Source organism: Paenibacillus sp. J22FR83, assembly GCF_059691955.1.
Genome location: NZ_JCAUAM010000008.1, coordinates 122,748 through 136,544 on the forward strand (window position 1 = coordinate 122,748; position 13,797 = coordinate 136,544).

The 13,797-nt window shown below is 47.0% G+C and carries 14 protein-coding genes; 8 read left to right on the forward strand and 6 right to left on the reverse strand.

Annotated features, from left to right (window positions below):
• Window positions 1–36 precede the first annotated feature (36 nt).
• From AC58PV_RS15995 to AC58PV_RS16005, 3 genes are read right to left on the reverse strand one after another with little or no spacing between them, the layout of a single operon-like run.
• The gene (locus AC58PV_RS15995) at window positions 37–1,137 is read right to left on the reverse strand and encodes a Ger(x)C family spore germination protein (protein WP_497433218.1); all 1,101 of its coding nucleotides are present in this window, start codon (window positions 1,135–1,137) and stop codon (window positions 37–39) included.
• Window positions 1,134–2,231 (reverse strand): GerAB/ArcD/ProY family transporter, encoded by a 1,098-nt coding sequence (locus AC58PV_RS16000; protein WP_497433219.1) that lies wholly within the window; start codon window positions 2,229–2,231, stop codon window positions 1,134–1,136. Before AC58PV_RS16000 ends, AC58PV_RS15995 begins: the two co-directional genes overlap by 4 nt.
• Window positions 2,228–3,670 (reverse strand): spore germination protein, encoded by a 1,443-nt coding sequence (locus AC58PV_RS16005; RefSeq protein WP_497433220.1) that lies wholly within the window; start codon window positions 3,668–3,670, stop codon window positions 2,228–2,230. The genes AC58PV_RS16000 and AC58PV_RS16005 overlap by 4 nt, the downstream gene beginning before the upstream one ends.
• Window positions 3,671–3,872: 202 nt before the next feature.
• On the opposite strand from AC58PV_RS16005, the gene AC58PV_RS16010 reads away from it, so the two are divergent.
• The 6 genes from AC58PV_RS16010 to AC58PV_RS16035 all read left to right on the forward strand — a co-directional run bounded on the left by AC58PV_RS16010 (window position 3,873) and on the right by AC58PV_RS16035 (window position 9,409).
• Entirely contained in the window at window positions 3,873–4,442 is a 570-nt protein-coding gene (locus tag AC58PV_RS16010) for a pyridoxamine 5'-phosphate oxidase family protein (RefSeq protein WP_497433394.1), read from the forward strand.
• A gap of 94 nt (window positions 4,443–4,536) precedes the next feature.
• Complete coding sequence (locus AC58PV_RS16015; RefSeq protein WP_497433221.1) at window positions 4,537–5,937, forward strand: spore germination protein; 1,401 nt, start codon at window positions 4,537–4,539, stop codon at window positions 5,935–5,937.
• 19 nt (window positions 5,938–5,956) lie between these two features.
• Window positions 5,957–7,123 (forward strand): Ger(x)C family spore germination protein, encoded by a 1,167-nt coding sequence (locus tag AC58PV_RS16020; RefSeq protein WP_497433222.1) that lies wholly within the window; start codon window positions 5,957–5,959, stop codon window positions 7,121–7,123.
• A gap of 22 nt (window positions 7,124–7,145) precedes the next feature.
• The gene (locus AC58PV_RS16025; protein ID WP_497433223.1) at window positions 7,146–7,367 is read left to right on the forward strand and encodes a hypothetical protein; all 222 of its coding nucleotides are present in this window, start codon (window positions 7,146–7,148) and stop codon (window positions 7,365–7,367) included.
• A gap of 20 nt (window positions 7,368–7,387) precedes the next feature.
• Entirely contained in the window at window positions 7,388–8,503 is a 1,116-nt protein-coding gene (locus AC58PV_RS16030; protein WP_497433224.1) for a GerAB/ArcD/ProY family transporter, read from the forward strand.
• A gap of 72 nt (window positions 8,504–8,575) precedes the next feature.
• A complete protein-coding gene (locus tag AC58PV_RS16035; protein ID WP_497433225.1) occupies window positions 8,576–9,409 on the forward strand; it encodes a DUF2935 domain-containing protein in 834 nt (277 codons plus the stop codon).
• Here the strand turns inward: AC58PV_RS16035 and AC58PV_RS16040 are convergent.
• On the reverse strand, window positions 9,406–9,798 hold the full coding sequence (locus AC58PV_RS16040; protein ID WP_497433226.1) for an acyl-CoA thioesterase: 393 nt from the start codon (window positions 9,796–9,798) through the stop codon (window positions 9,406–9,408). The two genes, AC58PV_RS16035 and AC58PV_RS16040, sit on opposite strands and share 4 nt — an antisense overlap.
• 218 nt (window positions 9,799–10,016) lie before the next feature.
• Between AC58PV_RS16040 and fumC the strand changes: the two genes are divergently transcribed.
• Window positions 10,017–11,402, forward strand: coding sequence for a class II fumarate hydratase (gene fumC, locus AC58PV_RS16045; RefSeq protein WP_497433227.1), 1,386 nt, complete (start codon window positions 10,017–10,019; stop codon window positions 11,400–11,402).
• Between the two features lie 103 nt (window positions 11,403–11,505).
• Here the strand turns inward: fumC and AC58PV_RS16050 are convergent, their stop codons facing one another.
• Both AC58PV_RS16050 and AC58PV_RS16055 read right to left on the reverse strand, forming a co-directional pair.
• Window positions 11,506–11,919, reverse strand: a complete 414-nt coding sequence (locus AC58PV_RS16050) for a hypothetical protein (RefSeq protein ID WP_497433228.1) — start codon at window positions 11,917–11,919, stop codon at window positions 11,506–11,508.
• A 46-nt stretch (window positions 11,920–11,965) separates the two neighbouring features.
• Window positions 11,966–12,322 carry a YtxH domain-containing protein gene (locus tag AC58PV_RS16055; protein WP_497433229.1) on the reverse strand — a complete coding sequence of 119 codons (357 nt, stop codon included), beginning with the start codon at window positions 12,320–12,322 and terminating at the stop codon, window positions 11,966–11,968.
• Between the two features lie 260 nt (window positions 12,323–12,582).
• Between AC58PV_RS16055 and AC58PV_RS16060 the strand changes: the two genes are divergently transcribed.
• Window positions 12,583–13,719: a PP2C family protein-serine/threonine phosphatase gene (locus AC58PV_RS16060; RefSeq protein ID WP_497433230.1), complete on the forward strand. Its 1,137-nt coding sequence runs from the start codon at window positions 12,583–12,585 to the stop codon at window positions 13,717–13,719.
• The last annotated feature ends 78 nt before the right edge of the window (window positions 13,720–13,797 follow it).

The window sequence follows — 13,797 nt, forward strand, 5'->3', positions numbered from 1 at the left end:
AAATATGCAAAGGGAATGCAAGTTTTTTTCCTGACGTTATTCTAGAATACCTGTATTCAGAATCGTAACCTTCACTTGTGGTTGAATGGGGAGGGTCGGATAGAGCTCGCGCCACCAGTCGATACCGCCAAACAGCTTGGGATGATAGGCGGACACCTCGTGTCCAAGCTGGAGATAATCGCAATTCGCCTTCTGCAGGGTTGCAATTACGTTAGTTGCCTTTGGTATAAGATCAGTTGTAATTTGCTCTTCGAGCTCGGTGAGCATGTCTTTCGTATGTCTTTGGCTCCCCAATCCAGCTTCAATGAGTTTAAGATCTAAATCTAACGAAATTGCAATGTCATGAAGACGGCCATCCTTAGCGTTAATATGGAAATCTCGATGGGCGTTCTGTACTAGCGCAGTGTAGTGCTTGCCATTCACATTACCTGTGATGAGTTGATTTTTACCTGATGTACCGTCCAGCAGTATGGCTAAGAGGGTATTATCATCATCGAGATTGACGCCCGTATACCTCCCGTCTCGAAATAAAGCGGTACCTGCGAGACGAACACCGTTCTCGAAAGGCTCCAACCGATTGAGTGCAAAGTCGTTAAGAAATCCAGCTCCTCCGAGGATATATTGAACTATTTTATCCAGGGGGATTTTTCCCCTCTTCTTATCATTTTCCAATAATCCTATGAGGAATTCCGATAAGGTTTGATCATTTATTTTTTTCTTACGCAGCAGCTTAGTCAGATCGCCGTCATACACAGCTAGATAGCCGTACAAAGGATTGGCTATGAATTGGCTGGTAATATTGAGGTAGTTCAACGGCTGATCTTTGGCGAATGCGGTGCTTATCAGAAATAACCGGGTTTCTAGCACAGTAAGAATGCCAGGAAATTCTTTATTTGTTTTATTCACAGCATCATAAATGGTATCACCTGTCGACTCCACGAATACGTTGTTGGGATTGCCTCCCCCTAGATTAGCATTCTGAAGAGAGGAAATGACACAGCTGACCTGGAGCTCCTTGCTGTCACCTGTGTAATCTACACCGATGACATCGACGAAGAGCAGTTTTTTCAGTTGCGACTGATCCCAACAACCTGTCAGCAGTAAGCAGATGACAAGTGCCGCTACCGATTTCTTCATGTTTCATTCCTCCTCGTGCCACGCAGCCCAGAAATGATGAGCAGAACGACTGGCAGAGCAACCACCAACGCAATCGACATAATATCCTGTATCGTACCGATCTGCAGAATGTCGTTACGCTTCGTTAAGAAGAAACCTCCAAGCAGACAGAGCGCGACAATTGTCCATATCCAAATAACCTGTTTACCCATACCACGGCTGCGTAGGTGCAGGAATGCTTTGGCAGCCATAAAGAAATAGGTATAAATCGTTGCCGATACTATGCATACATAGAAAATCAAGAACAAGATGTCAATGCTTTGTAAGATATCAATACGATAATTTTTTAAAATAAAAATGATGGGTTCAGGAATAACCTCCAATTGTTTTAAGTTGAACTTCATGGAACAGATCAGGCAGACGGCAATATAAAATACGGCAGTAGCAGCATTCGCTAGTGTCATCGACAGCAGCACCTTTTTTTTACTTTCAGACTGTACATAGGGGTAAGCATAAAGAAGCAGCTCATAACCAACATAAGAACTGAAGGCAGAATAGGCACCTTTCAGAAGCGGGTACCAACCATTGGGTAGAACAGGTAACAAATTTCTCGCATCAAGACCGTAGATTCCGCTAAATACGATGAGCAAAAAGCTGATATAAGCGAAGACCATGAACGTTTGTGATATATTAGCAAGCTGTCGGAGTGTTGACGTAGCTGCATAACCGCACACGAGGAGGAGCATAAGAATAAGAATCCATCTTGGCGTGAGTTGAAAGAGCCATCTTTTTAAGATGTCACTATACAGTAGTGTTAACAATAGTCCAGAAAAGGTGTAATAGCATCCAAGCAACAAATTAATGCTGGTTCCAATTGGTTTCCCTACAATAAGTGGGATATAGGCGTAGAAGTTAAGCTTAGGGTAGCGACTGCCAAGCCACCAAATCAGTGTGATGCCTGCTTGCGAAGCTAGTGCAGCTAGCAAGACAGCCAGCCATGTATCATGGCCTGCAGAACGGGCTTCGACATGCGGCAGGGACAATACTTCAATCCCGAGCTGAACCATAATAACCAGCGAGATCAGCTGTCTTCTTGTGATGGTTTCTTCCTTCATGGGCGTTTCCAACTCCTTGGATTCCTTAACCTTGTGCGATTGCTCGAAATCGCTCCTAGGGGGCGTTTAAGTAATCTCCAAATAGGGACCCGAAACAGCGTATCCTTCGTATCATGCAAGGAGAACGGCGGTGTAAAGTAAGGGAGTCCCATGGTTGTCATTTGGCATAAATGTATGCAAAGCATCATGAAGAAGAACGCAAGGCCGAACAAGCCGAACAGCGCGGAAAGAAGGAGCGCAGGATAGCTCAACAAGCGAACTGCACTACTCATCTCGTAAGAGGGCAGGACGAAAGAGGCCAAGCCTGTTAGGGCAGTAACGATAACGATCGTATTGGAAACCAAGTTGGCTTGCACGACAACCGTACCGATGACGATACCACCTACGACGCCAATGGTTTGGCCGACGGGACTCGCTAGCCGAACGGTTGCTTCTCTTAATATCTCAAGCATGAACATCATGGAAAGTGCTTCGAGTACGGGCGGAAACGTGACGTATTTCAGAGAACTCTGGAGTGTATTCACGAAATTAATTGGCAACAGTTGTGGGTTGAAGGCGCTGACAGCCACATACAAGGCGGGCAAGCCAATCGTAATGAACAGGCAGCATATGCGCAATAGGCGAAAGAATGTACCTATCAGCCAACCTACTTGATAATCATCAGGACTTTGCAGGAAAGACCAGAACGTTACAGGCATAATGATGGCATCTGGTGACCCTGCGGTTCCGATGACAACCTTTCCCTCCATTAGATAAGAGCGCGCGCGATCAGGCCGTTCCGTAATGAGTAGTTGTGGAAATAGACTGAATTTCTTATCTCGAATCAATTCGTCGATAAATCCCGGCGCCTCGACATAGTCAATCTCAATGCTCGCAAGCCTTCTCTCGATCTCCTCGAAGATTGCTGTTGAGGCAACCGACTTGATGTACATGACGGCGATCTTCGTCCGTGAAAGCCGCCCAATCGTGTAGGTTTTTACAACGAATTCTGTCGAATTAATTAATTTACGCATCAGGTTAATGTTGGTATCTAAATTCTCGATGAAAGCTTCGTTCGCACCCCGTAGCACGCGTTCATTGATCGGGATATTAATGGAACGTTCCTTCTTCAAATCGGCTCCGAGCAGGTACAGCTTACTGTCTCCGCCTCGATAGAGGACAACTTTACCGTACAATAGGGCTTGAACGGCTTCCCCAAAATGTTCTGTTTCAGCATAGTCGAGAATCGACACGGATTCGCGAATACCATCATGAGGGCGGAGAAGCAGCGGCTGTAGAATGAAATCTTGCACGAGGGGCATATCGATAAGCGATTCGAAATAAAACAGTTGAATCAACGTTCCTTCGATGAGCCATTCTTTCGACTGAAAGTCGCTTTGTTCAGAGAAGATTTGTTTGAAATAGGCATCTGCTGTTTCGATCGACGGATGTTGTTTCACACGTGCTCCCTCCCTCATCATCAGTCCCCCTTATTTTCTCCTGTAATTCCATTAATATGTAATTGTTGTTGAGAGAAGTGTTCGATGGATAGTACAACTTCCCCCTATAGGTTTTACCTATAGATTATGTATGATTTATGTATTTCACAAATAGAATAACAGAGCACATAATAGAAGAAAATGGAAAGTGAGTGAGTGCAAAATGGGGAAATCATTCGAGGCACTGCTGCCGGAACACGAGGCGTTCATCGCTAAGCAACACATCTTTTTCGTAGGATCAGCTCCGCTAAATGCGGAAGGACATGTGAATATTTCGCCAAAGGGGCACGATGTGCTGCGGATTCTATCGGCCAATCAAGTAGCCTATCTGGATTTAACCGGGAGTGGGAATGAAACCAGCGCACATCTAGCGGAGAATGGCCGCATTACTGTCATGTTCATGGCAATCGAAGGGCCACCGCAGATTATCAGACTATATGGCAAAGGCCGTGTGGTACTGCCTGGCTCTGACGAGTGGGATCAGTTGGCGCCGAAGTTCGAGTTACTGCCAGGGGGGCGGCAAATCATGGTTATTGATATTCATGAGGTGAAGTCCTCCTGCGGGTTTAGTGTACCTTTCTACACGTATGAGGGGGAACGGAATACGCTGCAAAATTGGGCAGCGAAGCAAGGCGACGATGGCTTGCTTGCCTACTGGGAGAAGAAAAACATGACAAGCATGGACGGATTATTGACGCCAATTGGCGAAAAGTTATCCACAGAGAATAGATAAAGAGGCTCCAAGTCGTATTTTCCAACGATTTGTCTAAGGATGCATAAATACATCCTTGACGGAGGAAACTACTACCAAAAAGGAAGCCGCATATATGGAATTGACGCAATGGATCCGCGAGAAGCTGCAAGATCGCTTAGATATCGTCTCGCAAAGGATGGAGCAAGACGACTTCATCTGCACAATTTACTATATGATGGATGCAATTGATTTGGAGATGCTGCAGACGCATGTTCTGCATAAGTTACTGCAGCCGTATTCGGGACGTAGCGACGAGCGTCTCCAAAGCATATTTCAGAATTATACGTTTTTCTCGACTACTTATCATGTTTCACATACGCCTGAGGAAGCGCTAGAAGGCTTGTATAACGGGTACGTTTTATTATGTATTTCCGGTGAGACGACGGGCGTCTTGTTCCCTTTTCCGCAAAAAGCGAAGCGAGAAGTGAACGTCTCTGAGAATGAGAAGACGATTCGTGGGCCCAAGGAGTCCTTCGTAGAAGACGTAAGTACGAACTTGTCACTCATTCGTCAGCGCATCAAAAGCGAAAATCTGGTTGTCGAGCAATTCATTATCGGAAGTGAATCGCGGACGATCGTTCTTCTGCTCTACATGAGAGATCGCTGTGCTCCTGATATGGTGCAGCAATTTACAACAAAGCTTCGGGCAATTAACACCGATCGTGTTCCTGGCAGCTCCTTTGTGGAAGAGTTATTGGATGAACGTCTTAGTTCTCCGTTTCCGAAAATGCTGAATACAGAAAGACCTGATGTGGTTGTTTCCTCGCTGTTTGAAGGACGGTTAGCCGTATTGACAGATGGAACACCGAATAATTTGGTTGCTCCTGCGACATTATTGTCGTTTCTGCAGTCGGCAGAGGACTATTATCAGCGCTATTTCTACAGCAGTTGGATCCGTATTCTTCGCTATGTCTTTTTCTTTGTGAGTCTTATTCTGCCATCTGCTTATGTTGCCATCACGACGTATCATCCAGAAATGCTCCCTTACAATATGCTCATTTCATTAGCTGCGAGTAGAGATATTGTTCCGTTTCCAGCGATTTTGGAAGCCTTCATTATGGAGATTACTTTCGAAGTCATGCGAGAAGCGGGTCAGCGCATCCCAACCACAATGGGGCAGACGATCTCGATCGTCGGAGCGATTGTCATTGGCGAGGCGGCAGTTCAAGCTGGCATCGTGAGCGCGCCTATGGTCATCATTGTTGCTCTCACGGGGATATCTTCCTTTGTTGTGCCTCATTTCTCACTTACTTTGACAATTCGCTTCCTGCGGTTTGCGCTATTGATTATCTCAGCGATATTTGGACTTCTTGGACTATTGATTGGGGTCTTTTTCATTTATATTCATTTGTTATCCTTGGAGTCTTATGGCACGCCTTATCTTTCTCCGTTCATTCCTTTTAAGTCTGAGCAGATGAGGGACGCCGCTGGCCGATTTCCTTGGACGAATTGGATTGGCAAGAAACGACCTTGATCCGTCAGGGAGGGGACACATGTTGCCGCGAATAAAGCGTATTGTTGTCATGCTGGTGCTCATCACGGTTATCCCGGCAGGATTAACAGGCTGCTGGTCCAAACAAGAGCTGAACGACCGAACCTTCGTTTCGACCATGCTGGTTGACTTGAATGAAGATGGGCAGACGGAAGTTTCTACGCTGTTCATGTTGCCGAATCGCATATCGAATGGACTCAATTCGAACAGTGTGAATCAAAAGCCGTTCGTATCAGTTTCAGGCAAAGGCTCGGATGTTGCCGAAGCTCTTCAGCATATTCAGGCGGAGTTGCCCAGATCGGTCACATGGGGACAGATGCAAGTCATCGTAATTGGGGATCGTTTCGCACGTGCGGGGTTGACACCCCTATTTGATCATTTGATTCGTGCAACAGATTTCAGATTGCCGATCTATGTGTTTTATTTCAATGGCATCGCCAGAAATTTAGCGAAGTTAGAATCCGTGTTTGAACGGTTCCCCACAGAAATTTGGCGCGAAACAGCTCATACAAAGCGAGTCCCTCCAATTCAAATCCGAGACTTATTATATGCCCAATGGAATAACTTGGGGGATTCCTACATTCCGGAGTTAACTTTACGTGATCTGAAGCTGCTGACAGAAGCCAAGACGGTGAAGTGGTCGGGGGTTGGAGGCGCAGCTGTTATGAAGGATGGCGCCGTTACAGGTAAATTTACGAATGAAGAAGCAATGGGCATTTTAATGCTGAAGAACCGGATTCCTGAGATGATCATTACGGGAAAGCTTCCCAATAAGGATGTTTTCAGCGCTAGGCTCATTGATGTGAAACATAGGACGCGAGCGATTCGCAATGGAAACAAGGTCACTTTTCAGGTAACTATTCAGGCCAAAGCAGATCTCATTTCGATTGAATCCAATATGAATTTGAGCGATCCAGCGAATATTGCCATCGTGGAGAGGGCTGTGAGCGATCGTATTAAACAAATGGTTCAAGATGCTGCGGTGAAAGCGCACGACCATCAAGCCGATGTTTTTCAATGGAGCGAATTAGTAAAATACAAATACCCTGCACTGTGGCAGCAATGGGCAGAAGATCCTCACAAGATGATGTTTACACATACAGATTCTGAATTTCAGATTCATGTGATCTTACGAAGCACGGGGGTCAGCCGTTCGGCGAAACTTTGAAATCGGAAGGAGATTGCAATCCTTGCTGTATCTAACCTTAGGTATTGGCTGTATCCTGATCTATCAAATCTCATGGCTTCGACGTCAATCTACAAGTCCGAAAGAAAGGAGACTCGCTCTGTCAGTGACTGGTTTCGTGCTTGTTTATAGCACCATCAGTATTTTCTGGCCGGAGTGGGTCAATCCCAGTCACGCGATACGGTTGTTATTTGAGCCGATTCAAAGCTTCATTACGCAAGGATAAGTATGCAGGGAGGCGGCAAGGTGAAGCATCAAGGAACAGTGACAGGGCTGCAATTGGGGGCTATGACCTTTGTGTTCGTATTTTCGACGACGATTGCCTTTCTCATCAGTCCTCTTGCAGGTGCTGTTGCCTTTGATGGCGGATGGTGCATCGTACTTGGTGCGATCTTAGGCACGGCGCTAGCAACGTTCAGCCTCCGGTTCGCTCTGCGCCAACCCTCGAACTACCTTGGTGAATATGGCGGTACCATCATAAACAAATACCTTCATAAAGGCATTCTGTTTCTGATATCCTTCTTTTTCTTACACCTAGCCTCTTATATTTTACGCGAGTTTACTGATTTCTTCATACCGACTTATTTACGTGAAACACCTCCTGCCGCTATTGCTGCTTTGGTAATGGCCGCGGTTGCATCTTTGACACAATCCGGCGTTTCAACCGTTTTCAGATTTGCACAAGGGTGCTTTTTATTTATTGGTGTGTTGTTCTTGTTCAAACCCTTATTCTTTCTTACCTCGATGGATACACCCATGTGGTATGAGTTTACTCGGATTCATGATTGGAAGGCATTGTGGACTCAAATGTATGAAATTATTCCGTGGTATGGCGAATTAATCATGTTCTCCTATCTCGTCCCAGAGCTTAAAGTCAATCCAAAAACTAGCAAAATTATATGGATAGGGTCCTTGGCGGGTACTTACATACTTCTCGTAGAATTTCTGCTAATGATGTTTTTCTTTGGGCCTAAGCTCGGGGCTGCGTTAATATATCCAGCATTAGAGCTTACAGGATTTCTGCATTTGGGCGACTTCCTACGCAACACAGATGCACTTATTGTCTCGATCTGGTTCACGGGCTATTTCATTAAGCTAAGTATTATTTTTACAATAGGGACGCTGCTTTGCTCGCAAGCTCTTTCGCTAAGTACGTACAAAAGCATTACATTCCCTCTAGCGGCCTTAGTCGTCTCGATGTCACTTATATTGGCGAAGAATCCCGTACAGTTGTCCGAGTATTTTAATAGCAGTTGGGCAACCTTTGCCCTATTCGTAGAGAGTCTGTTCTTCATCTACCCCCTTGTTCTGTGGATAAAAAGTAGAAGGGCTCGCAGCATGGGGCCGACCCCCAAGCCGTGAAACGGTCTATGGCTCCGCATTCTTTCATACATTTGGAAGGAGAGCGAGGCGAGCGGAGGAGGGACCTGCAGGATGCTAGAAACACGAATAACGGTGAAAGAAGAGCATTTGTTTTGGCTGGAAGTGTTGGAAGATCATGCTCATTTTCTGAGGGATTACTTATCGCCAGTGGAAACGAAGTGGTGGAAGGAAGCGGAACGGTTCATCCCGCAATTTCACCATGCACGTCAACAAGCGAAGGGGTTAGCGCCGTTTGAAGGAGCGGACTCTCCTAGTATGCAAGCCTTCGCGAGAAGCGTGTATCCCCTTGCTGACGCCTACTGTAGGCTTGAGGGGCACATGCAGCATTTGCGACTGTGGAATCGGGTGAATCTGAATTTAACGCCATCTTATTTTAATGGGACGATTAATGAAAATAGAGAGTATTTACGGCAGCTCACGTACTGGATGCAAGGGGTGCCCGCTGCGCCTCTATCGCTGACTCAGTTGTTGGATCTCTGGTTGGAAGATCAATTAGGGCATGCTGTACTGCTCAATGGGCTGTTAGACCCTGTCGAGCGCATATTAAGCCTAGAAACGGATAAATTTGCCTCACTCTTCTCGGCCTATATGACGAAAAACCGCGCCATGCAAGGCTATTTGCGATTCACACCGCCAGGCTTCCCAGCGGAGATTCAATTCGCCAAGGAAGTACTCGGAACCGTGAAAGCCTTCTATGATTTGGTACAGCGAATCGTTGTTCAATATGGCAATGACCAATTGCTATCGAAATCGACGCTGCGCTTCCTGGAACATCATTTTCCGGAGTCGTGCTATTTCATGCGCAAGCTTACGGAATTCATCCCTGATGCGCCGCCACTGGGGAACTGTCCCTTAACGCGTCCCTCGCTGATGCAGACCGATTAAGCAAAATACTGCCTTAATGCTGCCGGGGCTTCCCGGCTTTTGCGCGTTATGCTATCCATCGTCACGCTGGTCACAAGCGCATCCGCACACAATTCACCATGCCCATTGCGAATCTCCTGGCGCAGTACATAGCTGGTGTTGCCGATCTTCTCAGGGCGACAGCTTATTGTTAAGTGCTCGCCTTGCTTGCATTCTTTTCGATAATTGATGTTGATATTGACGGTTACTGTTTGAATACCGAGCGCACCAAAAGCCTCGTAAGATAACTCACAAGCCTCATACCACTCTTCACGCCCCCATTCGAGGTACTCCAAATATTTGGCATTATTCACATGCCCATTCACGTCGATTTCAGTGGAGCGAACGATGATCGCTAATTTCGTTTCCATATATGTGATCTCCTTGGATTGAATTGAATGTGCCGTTATTTACTATCATTCCTTATTATAGCTTTCCTGCTACAGGGATAACCAGCCTGGACTCATAAGGATCCAACATTTGGGGACACTATGCGATGCGTGTTTATGTGTATCCAAGTATGGGTAGTAGTGGGTACGGTACTATGTAAAAATAGAAGTAGTTTGGCATGATTAAGGAGGGAATCGAGATGACGGAATATCGCATAGAACGAGATACCATGGGTGAAATCAGAGTACCTGTGGATAAGTTGTGGGGAGCACAGACGCAGCGCAGCTTCGAGAATTTCAAAATCGGTACGGAGCGAATGCCGCCACGCTTGATAAGCGCCTTCGCGCTGCTCAAAAAAGCAGCCGCCCACGTTAACCGCGATCTCGGCGGATTGCCAGCGGATAAAGCGGAGGCGATTGCCCAAGCGGCGGATGAAATCGTACAAGGCCGCTGGGATGACGAGTTCCCGCTGGTCGTATGGCAGACTGGCAGCGGGACGCAGTCGAACATGAACGTCAACGAGGTGATTGCCCACCGCGGAAGCGAACTGCTCGCGGATGGCGCTTCGCGCATCCATCCCAACGATGACGTGAATCGTTCGCAGAGCTCGAACGATACGTTCCCGACCGCGATGCACGTTGCCGGTGTCATCGCGGTAGAGCAAGAGCTGCTGCCTGCCCTGGAGGGGCTGCAGGCGACGCTTCACGCCAAGATGTCGGCCTTCGCCGACATCGTCAAGATCGGCCGCACCCACCTGCAGGACGCGACCCCGCTGACGCTGGGTCAGGAGATCAGTGGGTGGTGGGCGATGCTGGACATGACGGCGCGCATGGTGCGCAGCGCCGTGGATACGATGCGCGAGCTCGCGATCGGCGGGACCGCCGTCGGCACGGGGCTGAACGCGCATCCCGAATTCGGCGCCCGCGTCGCCGATGCCCTGACTCGCGAGACGGGCACGCGCTTCGTCACGGCTGCGAACAAGTATCATGCGCTGACCAGCCATGATCAGATCGTTTACGCCCACGGCGCGCTTAAGGCGCTCGCGGCGAACTTAATGAAGATAGCCAATGATGTTCGGTGGCTATCGAGCGGTCCCCGCAGCGGAATCGGAGAAATCACGATTCCGGAGAACGAGCCCGGCAGCTCGATTATGCCGGGCAAGGTCAACCCCACGCAGAGCGAAGCGATGACGATGGTCGTGTGCCAGGTGATGGGCAACGATGCGGCCATCGGCTTCGCCGCTAGTCAGGGCAATTTCGAGCTGAACGTGTTCAAGCCCGTCATCATCCACAGCTTCCTGCAGTCTGTACGACTGCTGGCGGACAGCATGCGCTCGTTTAATGACCATTGCCTCGCCGGCATGGAGCCGAATCGCGCGGTGATTCAGCGCAATCTCGAACAATCCCTGATGCTGGTCACGGCGCTCAATCCGTATATCGGGTATGAGAAGGCAGCCAGCATTGCGAAGCAGGCCCATAAGGAAGGGCTGACGCTGAAGGAGTCTGCCCTGCGCAGCGGATACTTGACGGCGGAGCAATTCGACAGTTATGTGAAGCCAGCGGATATGGTACATCCGAAGGCATAAGCCGGAACGCACAGAAGAGGGTATCCCAAGCCACGTAAGTGACGGGATACCCTCTTCTGTTGTCTAGCTCCGATTGTGGTTTCTCTCCACCCTCACCAATCCACTACGGCATTGGATCAGGAACTATATTATTCTCTATGAGCTCGCTATTGGTTTTCATGTGTTTCATCTCATTGCCGAGCTTCTTCATTTCATCCATGTCCTGAGCCATAGAGCCGTTATTGGCTTCTTCAAGGGATTTACCAGTCGATCCGTTACAGATCTGCTCAAGCTCAATTAATTTATCCAACGCGGCTCGGCGAACTTGCAGAGGAACGAATTGGTTGTCATTAAAATCAGCTTCATGAAAATGCACGGTTGTATTCCCAAGTTCGGAAGTTATTGTGGTTAACGTCAACGGATAAGCTGCTGAGGTGGCATCGTTGTAAATATCAATGCGGTACACAGACTTCTCTACGTATTCAATACGTTCAAGTCCACAGTCAGTTAACTGTTGATGCAGGGCATGTTTGTCCATCGTAAAGCACTCCTTTAAGTAGGGGTCACCCCCAGTCCAACTAGGATTAATTATTTTGAAAGCTTGTTTTAGCTGCTTGAATCGTGTCAGTGACACGATGCTGACTTTCTTTGGCTGTTTCTTTTGCAGTATCGACAAGGTTCTCTGTTTTTGCTTTTGCTGTATCTACAATTTCCTCTGTCTTTTGGCTAACGCTTTCCGCAATGGCTTTGGAGCCCTCGCTGACGGAAGTGGCGATTTCTTTTGTTTTGTCCTGCCAAGTCCGATAAGTGTTCATAAGGTCTTCGCGCAGCTTATTCCCCGCTTTAGGGGCAATTAACAATGAGGTGATCGCGCCGACAGCACCACCAATCATTAGACCTAACCATAATCCGCTTTTGTTCGTCTCGACTACTTCACTCATACGTCATCTCTCCTTCAATTTGGGGTTTAGGTGTTTCATGTCCATACTTGGATGTACCCGCCTAGAGAAAAAGTGAAACAGGTGAAAGACAAAAATGTTTAATCATATAGGTTCTTGATACCATACATAACAAGGGATATATAGTTAATTTTGTGAAGTTTCTTCATTACCTGATTGAAAAGTCTGCAATAGGGTTATAGGATATATAGTAGATTATACATAGGGGATCAGTTCCTATTTACCCGAAAGGGGTTAGCGTGATGAGTATCGTTATTGTAGATGATAATAAGACCAATTTATTAATTATTGAAAAAATTCTGGAAAAAGCGGGATACACGGAATTAATATCGCTAGCTTCGGCAAGAGAGCTCTATCACTTACTTGGTATGAATACACCTGATCAAGCGAAAATAACGGTTGATCTCATTCTTATGGATATGATGATGCCAGAAATCGACGGGGTAGAAGCGTGTCGGACGGTACAAGCTGATGAGCGCTTAAGGGATATTCCGATTATTTTCGTAACGGCGATGGGGGATTCCAATAAGTTGGCAGAGGCTTTGGACGCAGGAGCGTTGGATTATGTCATGAAACCGATTAATAAGGTGGAGCTTCTGGCACGGATTCGCTCTACACTTCGTTTGAAATACGAGAAGGATTGGCATAAAGAGCGTGATAAGCGAATCAAGTATGAGCTTGATTTGGCTAAACAGGTCCAGCTTAGTGTGCTTAGCCATCCACTGAAGAATGAGAACATCGAGATTTCGGCGGTGTATCGACCTTCATCAGAACTGGCAGGTGATTTCTATGCATGGTATCCGATCGGACCGCATCAATATGGCATTATTTTGCTCGATATGATGGGGCATGGTATTTCTTCATCCTTAGTGTGTATGTATATTTACTCGGCTTTGAAGGATACCATTACGACGATAGGCGATCCAGAGTTGGTGATGCAGGAGCTTAATCGGCGAATGAATCAGCTCCATGTCACAGATAGCCTTATTAATTATTACTTTACCGCGATCTATCTGGTACTTGATACCGAGAAGCGCACCATTGAATATGTGAATGCTGGCCATCCGGCTGGCGTTGCTGTGCTGGATGGCGAAGTGCAGCTGCTCTCTGAAGGGTGCTGTGCAATTGGCTTTTTTGAAGGGATTGAAGTTACCAAAGGGTACGCGACGTATGAGAAACAAGCTCAGATTGTCATGTATACCGATGGATTGACAGAATGGATTTCAGATGAGGAACAGGATGGTTTGGCTCAAATCAAGAATAGCCTCATCGATAGGAATGGGCATGACCCAGAAGGATTAGTCGAAAGGCTTGCTGCTACAACGAAGAACAGCCCTTCGCAGGATGACATGTGCTTAGTCATGATCTCTGCCACCTAAATTGTGTAATTCAATGAAACTTGTATACTTGCAGTGGTCTTGGTACGATACAACAATAATGACTAGGGAGTGTGGCTC